Origin of the sequence: Flavobacterium sp. WG21 (assembly GCF_000335775.1) — a bacterium.
Classification (GTDB): domain Bacteria; phylum Bacteroidota; class Bacteroidia; order Flavobacteriales; family Flavobacteriaceae; genus Flavobacterium; species Flavobacterium tructae.
In genome coordinates this window covers 31,296-48,444 of sequence record NZ_AMYW01000020.1, presented here as the reverse complement: position 1 = coordinate 48,444, position 17,149 = coordinate 31,296, and the positions used below count along the sequence as shown (strand labels likewise).

Sequence of the window (17,149 nt, the reverse complement as noted above, 5' to 3'; positions counted from 1 at the left end):
AAAATACCACATACAAAAAGAGTAAAACAGAACGGCAGTTGTTTTTAAACCATTTCGTCAGAAGATAAATTATAAATCAAAAATTATCTCATAAAAGAATTCCAAAAGCTTACAAACGAAAAAAAACAAATAAACATTAACCAAACTCAATTTTTAAGTATGAAATTTTTAACCAAAAAAAGACCAGAAGATTTTAGGCTAAAAAATCTTCCCGGTGCAGAGATTAAACTCACACTTTTTTTAGTATTCGTTTTTACCGTCCAGGTTTCAGCAACCTCAACCGTAAGAATAAATCGCAGAACTGATATTGCATTCTTTTTTGAAAAAACAGTGAAGGGTAAAGTAACAGATCAAAACGGACTTCCTATCGCCGGAGCAAATGTTGTTGTAAAAGGAAGCCGCACCGGAGTACAGACAGATGCCGACGGTAGTTTTGCCATTACTGTTGCTGATAATGTAACGAAACTTATTATTTCCTACGTTGGTATGGAAGATCAGGAAGTAACTGTTGGAAGCTCACCTTTAAAAATTGTTCTAAAAGAGGCAGGGCAAAAATTAGAAGAAATAGTTATAGGATACGGAAAAGCCAAGAAAAAGGATCTTACCGGTTCTGTAAGTTCTATCGGCAAAGACAATTTAAACTTAGGAGGTACTATTTCGAATGTTGGTCAGGCTCTGCAAGGGCGTGCTTCGGGAGTTCAGGTGCAGCAAAACAGTTACGCTCCGGGAACCAATCCTTCGATTGTTATTAGAGGGGGAAATTCTCTTAACAATTCTAATTCGCCTTTGTATGTTGTCGACGGTTTCATTACCAGTACAGGAGCCTCTATCAGTCCGAACGACATTGAGAATATTCAAATTCTAAAAGATGCCTCCTCGACCGCTATTTATGGCTCGAGAGGTGCAAATGGGGTGATCCTGATTACGACTAAAAAAGGAAAATCAGGTAAAATGCAGATTGAAGCCGAAATCTCAGATGGTTTTCAAAGCATTATCAAGGAACCTTCTCTTATCAACGGACAGCAATATGCCGACATTCAAAATGCTATTGCGAAAGAGAATGGCAGGCCTCCTGTTTTTTCTTCCGATTTCCCTGTTGCCAATACGAATTGGTTTAAGGCCGCAACACGCCCCGGAGAAGTAATAAACAGAACCATTACTTTTAGCGGAAGCGACAAAACCTCTAAATTTTTCCTTTCCGGAAACTACATCAAACAAACCGGAGCTATCGAAAATACTGATTTTAAAAGATACAGTGTGAGAATGGGGGGCGAAAAAAGATTTAATGACAAACTAAACGTTGGTACGAACATTTACGGAGCTGCCAGTGAGGGAAATAACAGTGATTTTGGAGATAATATTTTATCCCCGTTATTTTCTATCCAGACTGCCCCACCAACTATTCCAATTTACAATCCCGACGGGTCTTATTACAAATTTCAGGGAAAAGATAATGCTTTGGCACTTTTATTAGAACCAACCGATCATATCATCAACAGATTGGTTAACGGAAATATGTTCTTAGACTACGAAATCATTAAAGGACTTACCTATCATTTTGGAGCGGGTGCGGAATGGCAGGAAAATATTGAAGGAAGATACACACCAAGAACTTTGGTTGCAGGAGCTGCTTTAAAAGGATCAGGATCTGAAGAAAACAAAACTTATTTCAGATGGAGTACGGAGCAATACCTAACCTATAAATTCAATATTAACGAACATTCGATGAGTGCCATGATTGGTACGTCTAATCAAAAAGATACGTATGAATTTTTGAGAGCGGCCGGAACCGGTTTTTCTAACGATGCATTAACCTATCACAACCTTGACGCGGCAGCGGTTTATTTGAAACCTGAGACTGAAAAAATCGAAACAAAACTAACTTCCTATTTTGGAAGGCTAAATTATTCTTTCAGTGATCGATATCTGGCTGCATTTACCCTAAGAAAAGATGGTTCTTCCCGTTTTGGAAGCAATAACTCTTTCGGAATATTCCCTTCAGGAGCAGTAGCATGGAAAATATCTAACGAATCTTTTATGCAAAACTCCAAAACGGTCTCTGATCTTAAGTTAAGAGTTAGCTATGGAGTTACAGGAGCAGATGGTATTGGAGATTATGCCTTCATGCCAACCTTAAGAGCGTGGGGAGTAACTATTGGAGATGGAAATTTTGTTAATGGTACAGAACCTGCCAATTTAGCCAATAAAGATTTGAAATGGGAACAAACCACTCAGACTGATATTGGGTTGGACATGGGATTTTTTAATGACAGAATAACCGCAACAATCGATGTGTATAAAAAAAGAACTACTGATGCCCTTATCAGAGTTCCTATTGGCGGATGGTGGGGTTTTAACACACAAACCATCAACTCCGGGGTGATTGATAACAAAGGTATTGAATTGGGAATTACCAGTACTAATTTCAGAAACGATCATTTCTTGTGGACCACCTCACTAAATGTGGCTTACAACAAACAAGAAGTAGTTTCACTTGCCGATAATGTGTCTATCATCAGTCAAAATACTTCTAATCCAAGCGGAACGGTTTCGGGACGCGAATTTACTAGACTGGAACCGGGCAGAGAAATGGGCGTTTTATATGGTTTTAAATATGCCGGAGTAATCAAAACCGGAGAAGTATATGCTCCGCAGCCTTTGTCTAAACCGGGTGATCCAAAATACGAAGACTTAGACGGAGACGGTGCAATTACCGTAAACGACAGAACTTACTTAGGTAATTCAACACCTCATTATACTCTTGGGCTTAACAATGATTTTAAAATTGGAAACTTCGATCTGAACATCTTTTTTCAGGGAGCTTTTGATTATTCGGTTTACAACATGACCCGAATGGTTGGAGAATCAACAACCAGTACAGATGCTTTAAACCGCTGGGTAGCCGGTACCAATGAAAATACGGATGTTCCAAGAGACGGCTATTACAAAAGTACTTACGGAAGTTATGTCAATTCAAAATTTGTAGAGGAAGCTTCTTACCTGCGCCTAAAAAACCTTTCGATCGGATATACTATTCCTGAAAGTGTTTTAAAACCACTCAAATTTGTAGACAATATCAGATTGTATGCCATTGGACAAAACTTACTGACGATCACGAATTATTCCGGAAATGATCCTGAGGTAAACGGACATTTCACCAACGATACTACCAAACAAAATCTGGGAGGAGGAATCGATTTCAATTCATTCCCGGCTTCACGCACCATCATTTTGGGTATTAAGGTTGCCATTCATTAGTCTAAAAGCTTTTTTAGTAACATAAAATTTATTAAAATGAAAAAATATACAATCATATTCCTCTTACTGACGGCAGGTTTGCAATTTTCATGCAATGACGATCTTGATCCTACCGTATACAGCAGTTTGACCGATACTAATGGATTTCAAACCAAATCGGATGCTATCGCTTCTATTAATTCTATTTATGGAAGACTAAAAGGTCCTTCTGTGGGAGACAACTTCTCGTATTGGGCAACAAGACATTTTGCTTTAACTGATATTGCAACAGATTTAGGACATTGCCAGTATGGCGGTGACCCGGGACAATTATCTTTAGGACTTTGGAATTCTGCCAACGGTCTGCTTCTGGAAGACTGGAATGCCATGTACAAACTGGTGGCGAACGCTAATTTTGCGATTTTTAATATTTCAAAAATGAGCGGCATTACAGAAGCAGAAAAAACTCAGTTTATAGCCGAGGCTAAATTTTTAAGAGCTTCTGCTTATATGGATTTAACAGACGCGTGGGGACCTGTAATCCTTGTAACAGAAGCCAACTTAGACAATCCAAACTACCTGGAACAGACACCTCCTTCTCCTGTTGAAACCATAGAAACTCTTTTAATTAAAGATTTGAATGATGCCGCTGCTGTTTTACCGGTGAACTATAAGAAAAATGCAATTTATGAAAGTAATGATGTAGGGCGTGCTACAAAAGGTGCAGCTTTAACGTTATTGGCAAAATTATATTTGCGAAATCATGACTGGCAAAAAGTAGCCTCGCTTACACAACAAGTTATGAACCTCAACGAATACAGCCTGTTTCCTACTTATTTGGGACTTTTTAAAGAAAGTAACAAATGGTGCAGCGAAAACATCTTTTCTTCTCTTAGTGATGCCAATGTAAACGGAACGGAACTTCTGAACCACTTTGGTCCTATCGATCATCCGGTTGTCGAAAACAGATGGCAGTATTATACCGTAAACTGGGACTTCTACAACACTTTTGGAAATGAAGACGATCGAAAAAAATGCTTCTTCCCGGAGTTTATGGGTACTGATAAATTGCTTCACAAACAAGCACCTTCCTTAGGAGCACAGCCACCAAAAGGAGAATTTTATATGCCTGATGTATCGACCCGAAAATATGCCGATGATGAAACCACTACTTATTATGATGGGCACAGCGTAAACATATTGCGTTATGCTGATGTATTGCTGAGCAGAGCCGAAGCCTTAAACGAAATAAACGGCCCGACTGCAGAAGCCATAGACCTCATCAATCAGGTAAAAGGAAGATCACATGCTAAACTGCTGGTTTTATCCGATTATAATAAAACTTCGTTACGAGATGCTATTTTACAGGAAAGAGGATGGGAATTGTTCTATGAAGGAAAGCGCCGTCAGGACTTAATCCGAATGAATAAGTTTGATGTTCTGGTAAATGCCTATCACTTAAGAGTTGGAGAAACCGCACCTATCACCATGCCTAAAAACAAATATTACACCTATCCGCAAAGTCAGGTCGACTTAAATCCGAACCTGAGTAATGCCGACAGATAATGAAAAACAGATCGGGAACAAACGTTATTTTCACGTTCTGTTCCTGATTTTTAAGTATTAATAGTATGATCCCGGAAAACGTTGAACTACAATATAAATAAACTTGATACAACTTTTCTGTTTCCTAAAAGCCCCCTTTCAGATGATTAAAAATGTAATAGTAAAAGGAATTTTTATTTGGATACTGCTAATTGTGGTAAGCTGTTCTAAAAAACAGGGAACTCCTGTCACGAACATCAATATTGGCATTCATGGCAACAACGAATTGAAAATTCAGATCGATGTGACCACGAATGAAAATGTTCAGGTCTATGCCGAGTATTGGCCTGCTCAAAAAGACACAAAAAATAGAATAAGCTCTCCAGTTTCAAAAGCTGGTCTGTCTCATTCTTTGGTTCTTTGCAGCATTACTCCTGAAACTCAATATCATTTTCAGTTAATCACGAGTAATGGAAAGGAAAAAGACAGCAGTAAAATATATACCTTCAAATCTAGAAAATTACCGGAATGGCTGCAAAAGCAATTCAAAGCCAACTGTCCGAAACCTGAACTGGTGCCGGAAAATTTCAAAAAAGGATTTATGCTTTTGGCCAAAAGAGAAACTCCGGGCGTTGCTTATATTGTAGATTATAAAGGCAACTTAAGATGGTATCATACCGTTGAAGGAACCGGGTTTAAAGTAACTCATTTTACCAAAGAACAAAGCATTATTGCTATTCTGGGAAAAAATGACGAACCCACAAGTTATGGAAGTGAAATTCTCGAAATCAACTTGCAAGGCGATACGCTAACCCATATCAAAAAAGGACAAGGCGATCTGAAACAGGTGATTCATCACGAAATCATTAAAAAATCGGCCAATGAAATTGTGACTTTATTTGTCGATCAAAGAATAACCGATCTAAGTTCTATTGGCGGAAAACAAAAAGACACGATTAATGGCGACGGGATTCTGATTCTGGACAGAAAAGGAAAGCAACTCTGGAAATGGAGTGTTTTTGATGATTTAGATCCCATGAAAGACAAAAAACTACTCAAAACCAAGAAAGACTGGATGCATGCCAACAGTTTAAACTATGATAAAGACGGTAATTTCCTGATCTCGTTTTACAACAACGGTCAAATCTGGAAAATAGAGGCTAAGACCGGAAAGGTACTCTGGAAACTAGGGAGAGGAGGAAATCTTAAAATGTCGCAAGACAGCGATTTCTCTCAGGCACACGCCGCCCACATCAATCCCGAAGGCAGTCTGATGTTTTTTGATAACGGAGTCGACAAAAAGCAATCTTCTGTTTTTGCACTTAAAGTAGATGAAAAAGGCAAAACCGTAAAACTGGATTTCCACGTACAATTACCAAAAGACGTTTACAACGACAGAATGGGAAGTGCTTATATGATAAATAAAGAACTCATTTTGGCTTGTTGTTCCAAAAGACATATTACGGTTTTAACGAATAAAAAAGGAGTTTTATTATGGGCATTAGAATCTGAAATTCCGCCTTATCGGGTGCAATTCATTCCTGAAGAAAACTTAAAACCGTTTCTGTTGAATTAAAGGCAGTCTTTAAAAAATAAAAAACATGAAAAAAACAATTCTTATCGGACTTTTTGCAGCATTGCCAATTGTTGTTTTCAATTCGTGCAATACTTCCAATTCGCAGACCTTAGCCAGCAAAACTACCGACGATGATTCGTATATTACCATTGACACCTCAAAAATTCCGGACGATCCATTTGGAGAATCCGTTCGTTATGGAAGAGAGTTAATGCTAAAAACCGCTTATTATATTGGTCCAAACGGAATCAAAGGAAAATACTTGGGTAACAAGATGAACTGTACCAACTGCCACCAGGATGCAGGAACAAAACCTCACGCCTTTAATTTAATGGCATCACACGACAATTATCCGCAGTATCGCGGACGTGAAAATAAGGTCCTTACCCTGGCCGAAAGGGTTAACAATTGTATCATGCGCCCGCATTCCGGGAAACCGCTTCCGCTGGACAGCAAAGAAATGGTCGCTTTTTTATCCTACTTTAAATGGATCAGCAAATTTGTTCCGAAAGATGGCGATTTTAAAGGCGCCAAAAATCTGGAAATTGAATTTCCGGATGTAGCCGCAAGCCCCGAACGAGGAAAAGCCCTTTTTATCGAAAATTGTGCCCGCTGCCACGGAAACAACGGAGAAGGTCAGTACAATGCCGACCAATCAGGCTACACCTACCCGCCGCTTTGGGGACAATACGGATATCAGCCCGGTTCAAGCATGCACAGAGTAATCAAACAAGCACAATGGCTAAAAAGCAATATGCCATACGATAAAGTCAGTCCGGGGAAACCATATCTCACCGACTTGCAGGCACTCGATATTGCGGCCTATGTAAATGATGATTCCGTACACGACAGACCGAACCCCAAAACATTTGATTACCCTAATAAAATGGGGAAACCAATTGACTATGCACACAGTCCTTTCAGTGATAACTTCTCAGAAGAACAACACAAATACGGACCTTATAAACCCATAATTGCCTATTGGAAAAAAAATGGCTGGAAAGCAGTATATTAGACGGTTAATTGTTTAATAGTTTAATAGTTTAGCCGCTTGTTGTTTATGGTTTGTTGTTTGAAACCCTAACTCTAAAATATAAACCGTTTGTAGCTTATCCTCTATAACTCAAAACTAATAACTAATAACTCAAAACCCACAACTCACATAATAAAACAATGAAAGCAAACCTAAAAAACAAACCCATTTTGAGTAGACTATTGATGCTGTGTCTATTCGTTTTCAGTATTTCGCTAACCGCACAAATAAAATACTCAGACGGTAACGACAGCTGGAACCCGAATGTATTAGGAAACCATCGTGTTGCAGTAAGCTTTACCGGTACCGGAGATGTTGCCAAAACCACGATCGAATGGCGCAGAAGAGACGAAAAACCCGAACTGAAAAAGATCATTGTTCAGGATGCTTCAGGCAAAACCATTCAAAACATAAAAACAACTGACATCAACAGAGAAAATGGTACTATTTTCTTCGAACCAATTTCAGGCAAAGGAACGTATTATGTGTATTATATGCCCTACATCGACGAAGGTGACGCTAACTATCCAAAAGGAGTTTACGCTAAACCTGAAGATAAAGCAGACGCGCAATGGCTTGCTAAAATCAAATCCAATTTAACTGACAATTGTACGGTTACCGAAATTCAGAGTGTCAATGCTTTCAATAGTTTTTATCCGATGGAAGTAATCGCAACTGCGGCCGAAACTAAAGATCTTATCGCCAAAAACGGCAGCAGTTCCTTCCTGGTTTTCCCGGAAGACCGCTTGTATTCTATCCGAATGAAAAATGATTTACCGCAAAGATGGATTCAAAAAGGCGTTCAAAATACCTTTTCTGACACGGCACTAAGAGGTGAATATCTGGCCTTTCAACTGGGCGTTTATGCCTTGCAGAATCTAGACAACGTAAAAGTTACCTTTTCGAATTTAATCAGTTCTACCGGAGCCATCATCGAATCGAAAGATATTAACTGTATCAATACTGACGGAACAAAATACGATGGAGCTGTTTTTACCAATACCGTTTCGGTTTCTAAAGGAAAAGTACAAGCCCTATGGTGTGGCATCAATGTCCCGGAAACTGCGGCGGCAGGAACCTACAGCGGTAAAGCTACCGTAATTGCTGATGGAAAATCAAAAGACATTGTGCTTCAGATAAAAGTAACCAATGAAATTACTAAAAACGGTGGCATCGATTCTCCTGAGAAAATGACACGCTTAAAATGGCTGAATTCTACTCTGGCACAGGAAAATACGGTTATTGCTCCTTACACTCCATTAACAGTAAAAGATACAGAAATCTCCTTATTGGGCAGAAAATTAGTTTTGGGTTCCAATGGTTTTCCAACACAAATTCAAACTTATTTCACACCCGAAATGACAACAGTTGGTTCAAAAGCCAATGACATTTTAAGTGCTCCGTTAGCTTTTCATTTTTTGGATGCCACAGGAAAAGAGTCTCTACAGTGGAAAAACACAGGCCTTAAATTTCTGAAAAAAGAAAGCGGAACCGTTTCCTGGGAAAGTACTTCTACATCAAAATCACTTCAGATGGATGTACATGCTTCCTTAGAATTTGATGGCTTTTTAACGTACACCGTAAAAATCACGGCACTTGAAGATGCTGTTTTTAACGATATCAATTTCCAAATGCCAATTCAGCCCTCTTCTGCAAAATACATGATGGGATTAGGTCAAAAAGGAGGCGATCGTCCTGCCAATTTTGACTGGAAATGGGATGTTGCGCACAAAAATCAGGATGGGGCCTGGATTGGAAATGTAAATTCAGGATTGCAATTTTCTTTACGCGATGAAAAATACAGCCGTCCGTTAAACACCAATTTTTACCTGCAAAAACCTTTGTTGCTTCCAACTTCCTGGGGGAACGAAAATAAAGGAGGAATTACCATCACTCCTAATTCAAAATCGGTTTTAGTGAATGCGTACAGCGGCGCCCGAAACATGAAAAAAGGAGATGTTTTGTATTATAATTTCAATTTACTAATCACGCCTTTCCACACCATAAATACCGATTTTCAGTGGGATACTAAGTTTTATCACAAATACAGTGATATCGATACGATTGCCAAAACAGGAGCAACAGTAATTAATATTCACCATGCCAATGCCATCAATCCGTACATCAATTATCCTTTCATTGAATTTAAAAAAATGAAAAGTTATATCGATGAAGCACATGAAAAAGGATTAAAAGTAAAAATCTACAATACCGTCAGAGAGGTTTCAAACAAAGCTTACGAGACTTTTGCTTTAAGAAGTTTAGGGCATGAAATTTACTCTCCGGGTAAAGGAGGAGGATTCTCCTGGCTGCAGGAACATGTGGGAGACGATTATATTGCGGCCTGGTTTGTACCCGAAATTAAAGACGCTGCAATTGTAAACAGTGGAATGAACCGTTGGCACAATTATTATGTAGAAGGAATGAACTGGCTGACACAAAACGTGGGTATCGATGGTGTTTATCTTGATGATGTTGCTTTTGACAGAATTACCATGAAACGAATCAAAAGAGTCCTTACCAAAGACGGGCATCCTGGAATTATTGACCTCCACAGTGCTAATCAGTACAACAAAAGTGACGGATTTAACAACAGCGCCAATTTATACATGGAGCACTTTCCATACATCAACAAACTGTGGTTTGGAGAATATTTCGATTACGAAAAAAACAATCCTGACTTTTTCCTGACCGAAGTAAGCGGAATTCCTTTCGGATTAATGGGTGAAATGCTACAGGACGGAGGAAACCCGTGGAGAGGAATGGTTTACGGAATGACCAACAGAATGCCATGGAGCCACAATGCCGACCCAAGACCTATCTGGAAATTATGGGATACTTTTGGAATTAAAGGTTCTGAAATGATTGGGTACTGGAGCGAAAACTGTCCGGTAAAAACGGCTAACGACAAAGTACTGGCAACGGTTTACAAAAAAAACGGAACCGCTTTAATTTCTATCGCAAGCTGGGCCGATACGGATGTAAAAGTGAAACTAAATATCGATTGGAAAAAATTAGGAATCAATCCGGCAAAAGCGACTATAACTGCCCCTGAAATTCTGAATTTCCAACCGGCACAAACCTTTACCACAAAAGACGAAATACCGGTATCAAAAGGAAAAGGCTGGCTATTAATTGTTAAATAAGGGAGATGTGGGATGTAAAATGTGAGATTATGGCCTTTACCAAAGTAAACCTGACAGATTTTAAAAATCTGTCAGGTTTTACAAGGCAAAAAAATAAAAATCAAACACTTAAGAACAAATCCAAAATTTACAACTAAACTCACAGTTAACATTTTACAACTAACCTCTAACATTTCACACCAAACATATGAAACTTAAACCCTTTTTATCCGTTTTACTTTTTGGAAGCCTGTTTGTCAACGCACAAAATAAACCCACCATAAAAGAATACAAAAAAGTATTCACCACTTACCCGTTTTCAGACCCTGATCCCATTCCGAAACCGGATACAAAAGTATATCCGTATTTCCGATTTGACAGTTTTACGGATAAACCTGTGCAAAAAGAATGGAAAGTAATCGAACTTGAAAATGATTACATCAAACTCATGATTCTTCCTGAAATTGGCGGAAAAGTTTGGTCGGCTGTGGAGAAATCAACAGGAAAGGACTTTATTTACAACAATCATGTGATTAAATTCAGAGACATAGCCATGCGCGGCCCCTGGACAAGCGGTGGTGTCGAGGGTAATTATGGCATTATCGGACACACTCCCAACTGCGCTACTCCCGTTGATTATATCACGCTAACCAGAGCAGACGGAAGTATAAGCTGTGTGATTGGCGTATTGGATCTGCTAACCCGAACTTCATGGAAACTGGATATTAATTTACCCAAAGACAAAGCCTATTTTACTACCAATTCCTTTTGGTTCAATTCCACCGAAACCGAGCAGCCTTACTATACCTGGATGAATACCGGTATAAAAGCTGCTGAAAGCCTACAATTCATTTACCCGGGACAAAGTTATATCGGACACAATGGCGAGCACAATTCGTGGCCCATTGACAAAGAAAATGGTAAAGATCTGTCGTTCTACAAAAACAATGATTTTGGCGGTTACAAATCGTATCATGTCTTTGGTAAATACGACGATTTCTTTGGCGGATATTACCATGACGAAGATTTCGGAATGGGAAGATATGGCAATCACGACGACAAACCCGGCAAGAAAATATGGATCTGGGGACTGTCTCAGCAAGGAATGATCTGGGAAAAATTATTAACCGATACCGACGGTCAATATGTAGAAGTTCAAAGTGGAAGACTGTTCAATCAGGCAAGTGAAGGCAGCAGTTTAACCCCTTTTAAACAACGTTCCTTCGCCCCTTATCAAACGGATTTATGGACCGAATACTGGTTTCCGGTGAAACAAACCAAAGGATTTGTGAAAGCCAATAACTATGGTGCCGTAAACGTAAAAAACGAAAACGGCTGGTTGAAAATCTATTTTTCTCCGCTTCAAAAACTAAACGAAAAACTGGAAGTCTTTGACAATGGCAAAAAAATCTATTCCAAAGATATTTCAGTAAATACACTACAATCCTTCAAAGATTCTATTCAGATTGCTGTTGATCCAAACCAATTAAAACTAACACTTGGCGAAAATAAACTCGTGTGGAATTCGGCTCCGGAAGATGGAAATCTAAACCGTCCATTGGAAATTCCTAAAGATTTTGACCATAACTCGGTGTACGGATTGTACCTGCAGGGAAAAAATTACCTTAGTTTTAAAGATTATGTCAAAGCAGAAGAAAAACTAACAGCCTGTCTTCAAAAAGATCCCAACTACGCCCCTGCTCTTGCTGATTTAGCGATTTTACAAATTCGTAAATTCCAATACCGCGAAGCTCTCCATTCAGCAAGTAAAGCTTTGTCTATCGATACCTATCATTCTGCTGCCAATTATTATTACGGATTAGCTAACCTTCATTTAGGCAATACTACCGATGCCAAAGACGGTTTTGATATCGCAGCAGCAAGCGTTGAATTCCGAAGTTCTGCTTATACCGCTTTAAGCAAAATTTACTTTAGGGAAAACGATCTTGCAAAAGCAGCTGAATATGCCGAAAAAAGTTTACGGAACAATCAGGATAATTTAGAAAGTCTGCAATTACTTGCCGTATTATCTCGTCTGCAAAATAATAAAAGTAGAGCAGTCGAAATTCTCAATACGATAAATAACGTTGATCCTCTCAATCATTTTGTTGGTTTTGAAAAATATCTTTGGGATTTGTCCGAGGCATCAAAACAGCATTTTACGGCTTTGATTCAAAACGAAATGCCACAGCAAACGTATCTGGAGTTAGGAATATGGTATACACAATTAGGTCGAAAAGAAGAAGCTTTAAAAGTACTTTCACTTGCCCTTCCAAATGCTGAAATTGTATATTGGAAAGCTTATTTAGAAAACAAAGCTGTTGATTTAAGCAAAATCCAACCCGACAATAGTTTTCCTTTCCGTGGAGAAACTGCCGAAATTTTGGAAAAACTCATAAAAACTAACCCTCAATGGCAATTGAAATATCATTTAGCCTTAATCGAATGGAATCGAGATAATGTATCAAAAGCAAAAGACTTGTTTTTGCAATGCGCCAATCTGCCTGTTGATCCTGCTTTCTATGGAGCCAAAGCTTCGTTATTTAAAAATGATCCCCAATTGGTTCTGTCCAGTCTGCAGCAAGCGATTAAAATAGACAGTCAAAGCTGGAGATATCCTAAACTTTTAACCGAATACTACATTGCCCAAAAACAATTTGATAAAGCACTGGCAACCGCAGCACCTTTCTATAAAAAACATCCTCAAAATTATTTAATGGGAATGCTGTATGCCAAAACACTGCTCCTGAACAAAAAATACGCTGCTGCCGATACTTTCCTGACCCAACTGGAAATCCTTCCTTTTGAAGGCGCTACTGCAGGACGTCAATTGTATCATGAAGCAAAACTGATGCAGGCTTTGGCAGAAATTAAAAACAAGCAATACAAAAAAGCATTACAATTGATTTCGGATGCTAAACTATGGCCTAAAAATTTAGGAGTAGGAAAACCTTATGACGAAGATATTGATGAAAGGCTCGAAAATTGGCTCAATTATCAATGTTACACGAGCTTGGGCGATACCGACAAAGCCAAAGACGCTTTACAAAACATTATTGCTTTTAACCCAAAAGTTGACAATACGGTTATGAATTTTCTTCCGGCTAACCAACTCATTACGGCCTGGGCAATCGAAAAAACTTCTTCGGAACAAAAAGCAGAGGAATGGCTGCAAAAACAAGCCAGGTTATATCCTGACAACAAAATTGTACAATGGACTTTTGAAACGTATCGTAAAAAACAATCCAATATTCTAACCGAAGAGGAGAAAGACGGTGAAGTTCGAATTATAGAAAAACTATAAAATACTTCGGTTAAAATTGTATTTTTCGAAATAAAAATGCGAGTTTTATGGCGACTGAAATGTCAATTTAAAACGTTCTTAGCTCCATTTCAAGTTTAAAACAATAATTAGGGCTATCCGTGACTAATACCAAGGTGGTAAAATTAGCCACTGATTATGAAGATTCGCACAGATTTTATACGCAATTATTAAAGCAATCTGTGGAAATCTTTCTAATCTGTGGCAAAAAAATATTCCTGATACACCTTAAGAACGATCATAAACAATAATCAATCAAAATAATCATTCTAAAAACCAAAAAATGAACAAACAATTTTTAAAGTATTCCCTTTTTAGTCTTTTCCTTGTTGCCGGGCAAAATGCGATCGCCCAAAACAACGATCAGACCAAAAACCCATTATCTGTTTATCAGGTTACCCCATTAAAAGTAAATGACCTTGTGCACACCAAACTGGACGTATCTTTTGATTACGGAAAACGTTATTTATACGGAAAAGGATGGCTGACTTTAAAACCTCATTTTTATGATACCGATTCTCTTAGACTGGATGCCAAAGGAATGGATTTCAAAACTATTGCTATGGTTGATGGAAAAAAGACAATTCCGTTAAAGTACACCTACGACAATGAACAGCTTTTGATCACCCTAAACAGAAAATATAAAAGCACCGAAAAATACATCATTTTCATTGATTATACCGCAAAGCCGGACGAACTTAAAGTGAAAGGAAGTCTTGCAATAACAGATGCAAAAGGTTTGTATTTCATCAACCCTGATGGAAAAGGCGACAAACCGATTCAAATCTGGACACAGGGTGAAACAGAGGCCTCATCAGCCTGGTTTCCAACTATTGATAAACCCAATCAGAAAACAACTTCTGAAATTTCCATGACTGTTGATGCCAAATACACTTCGCTTTCAAACGGAAAACTAATCTCCCAAAAAGTGAATAAAAATGGTACGCGTACTGATACCTGGAAAATGGATCTGCCGCATTCACCTTACCTTTTTATGATGGCTGTAGGTGATTTTAAGATTTACAAAGATTCTTATAACGGACAAGAAGTTAGTTATTATCTGGAGCCAAAGTATGCGCCATACGCCAAACAAATTTTTGGGAAAACTCCGGATATGATGAAGTTTTACGGCAAAATGCTTGGGGTAGAATATCCATGGGGAAAATATGCTCAGATTGTAGCAAGAGACTACGTTTCGGGTGCCATGGAAAACACTTCGGCAACCTTACACGGCGAGCACGTGCAAAAAACCGAAAGAGAGTTATTAGACGACAATCAGGAAAGTACTATTGCACACGAACTTTTTCATCAGTGGTTTGGTGATTATGTAACTGCCGAATCCTGGTCGAACTTAACCATGAACGAATCTTTTGCCACTTTTGGTGAAGTCCTTTGGCACGGGTATGATGAAGGGCAGGATGCCGAAGACCGCTCTCGTTATGAAAAACTGCAAAACTGTCTGCGTTCTTCCAAAGACGGAGTTAGTCCGCCACTGGCGCGTTTTCACTACGGAAACAAAGAAGATATGTTTGACAACATTAGCTATTCTAAAGGTTCAATTATCTTGTATGCTTTAAAAAATCAAATGGGTGACGAAGCCTTCTTTAAATCTTTAAATAAATATCTGACGACCAATGCATTCAAAACAGGAGAAAGCCACCAATTGCGTTTAGCAATGGAAGAAGTAACCGGAAAAGACTGGAGTCCGTATTTCAACCAATGGTACTTTCAGGGCGGAAATCCGATTCTAAATATTGAATACGGTTATGCCGATGGAAAAGCAACAATGGCAGTAAAACAAGTTCAGGAAAGCTCGGTACAGACCTTTACCCTTCCGTTAAAAGTTGATTTTTATGTTAATGGAACCAAAGTCAGAAAAGATATTTTAATTGACAAAAGAGAGCAGAATTTTAGTTTTGACCTGCCTTCAAAACCGGATTTCATAGATCTTGATCCGGACAAAATTTTAGTGGGTAAAGTCATTGACAACAAAAAAATATCCGACTATCTGTATCAATACAAAAATGTCCCTACGTACTACAACCGAATTGAAGCGATAAAGTTTGCGGCAAAAGATAAAAGTCATGAGGCACAGCTGATTCTTTTGGCTGGTTTACAAGATCAGAGAGACGATTTAAGAACCCGCAGTATCCGTGCCATTGATTTGGCAGACAATTCTATAAAAGAAGCTGCGCTTAAAACCCTATTGAACATTGCCCAAAATGATAAAAAAACTTATGCGAGAGCTTCAGCCATTATCAAACTTGCCGGAACGGGTGATGCCGCTTACAAAAATTTAATGATTGAAAGTACTAAAAACCAATCTTACAATGTGGCCGCAGCAGGAATCTTAGGATTGTCGAAATATGCCCCGGAAGAGGCCGATAAAATAAAAGCAGCTTTAGACGAAGATACCAGAAATCACATAACGCCTTTGCTTAAAGAATTTAACAATCAAAAGTAAACATCCAATAGCTGAATAGTCAAACTTACTTAAAATAACAAAGGAACAAGGTTTTATAATTAGTACTTAAAAATATTGTTTCTATGCCTCTCTGATTGGATTAGAGAGGCTTTTTTTGTTTAAGAGCTAGAAGGACTAGATATTTCTATTTGTTACAACTTCTATTCTCACTCTTTTATTTTCCCTTATTTTAATTGTTTTTAAGAACCAATCTACTTCTCTTTATTGTACCCTACTTCCATCTGTATAAACTTTCGGATAAATGCTTTATTTGAAAAATTTCTTTTATCATCCTGCTTTAATTTAATCACAAATCATTTGACAAAAAAGGTATAAAAGTGTCCCCTCTACTCTCCAAATTGGATTCATTATTCTTCCTGTTTTTCGAAATGGTAACTTCGAAAAAATTACCCTTTAAATTTCTAAAATTGCATTCAAAATCGCTTCCACATCCTGCTCTTTTTTATCCTTAAACTAAAGACCGTTTTTTACCCAAAAAACACAACTTTTCTTCGCAGAAATTAATCCTCAAAAAACAAAATCCCCACAGGAACGCACTTACAGAATAACAGTAGAAAACTTACTTTATTAGCAACATAAAGGGGTGGTAATTACGAAATTCACAAAATTAAACACAACTCTTTTTAATAACTTAAAAATAGAATATTTACATTTTGACAATATAAATATTGAACTATTCTTTTTCGGTCCATTTATTTTAACAAAACGCTACTTTTTTAGTTTAAAAAAAACGTTTTGTGCAATTTTATGTGCTCGAGAACACAAATTTCGTGTGTTCGAGCACATTTTTTGTGTTTTTTCTTGGTTAATAAAAATATAATCAATA

The 17,149-nt window shown here is 38.1% G+C and carries 7 protein-coding genes; all 7 read left to right on the top strand.

The features are described 5' to 3' along the window. Positions 1-159: 159 nt before the first annotated feature. Positions 160-3,258 carry a TonB-dependent receptor gene (locus C245_RS0114530; protein ID WP_017497334.1) on the top strand — a complete coding sequence of 1,033 codons (3,099 nt, stop codon included), beginning with the start codon at positions 160-162 and terminating at the stop codon, positions 3,256-3,258. Positions 3,259-3,294: 36 nt separating this feature from the next. Continuing rightward, on the top strand, positions 3,295-4,803 hold the full coding sequence (locus C245_RS0114525) for a RagB/SusD family nutrient uptake outer membrane protein (protein ID WP_017497333.1): 1,509 nt from the start codon (positions 3,295-3,297) through the stop codon (positions 4,801-4,803). Between the two features lie 142 nt (positions 4,804-4,945). Then, positions 4,946-6,358 carry an aryl-sulfate sulfotransferase gene (locus tag C245_RS0114520; protein ID WP_017497332.1) on the top strand — a complete coding sequence of 471 codons (1,413 nt, stop codon included), beginning with the start codon at positions 4,946-4,948 and terminating at the stop codon, positions 6,356-6,358. Between the two features lie 25 nt (positions 6,359-6,383). Beyond that, positions 6,384-7,373 (top strand): c-type cytochrome, encoded by a 990-nt coding sequence (locus C245_RS0114515; protein WP_017497331.1) that lies wholly within the window; start codon positions 6,384-6,386, stop codon positions 7,371-7,373. A 158-nt stretch (positions 7,374-7,531) separates the two neighbouring features. Beyond that, a complete protein-coding gene (locus C245_RS0114510; protein ID WP_051041447.1) occupies positions 7,532-10,537 on the top strand; it encodes a glycoside hydrolase domain-containing protein in 3,006 nt (1,001 codons plus the stop codon). Positions 10,538-10,724: 187 nt separating this feature from the next. Beyond that, positions 10,725-13,820 carry a DUF5107 domain-containing protein gene (locus tag C245_RS0114500; protein WP_017497328.1) on the top strand — a complete coding sequence of 1,032 codons (3,096 nt, stop codon included), beginning with the start codon at positions 10,725-10,727 and terminating at the stop codon, positions 13,818-13,820. 301 nt (positions 13,821-14,121) lie between these two features. Continuing rightward, entirely contained in the window at positions 14,122-16,302 is a 2,181-nt protein-coding gene (locus tag C245_RS0114495) for a M1 family metallopeptidase (RefSeq protein WP_017497327.1), read from the top strand. Positions 16,303-17,149: the final 847 nt, after the last annotated feature.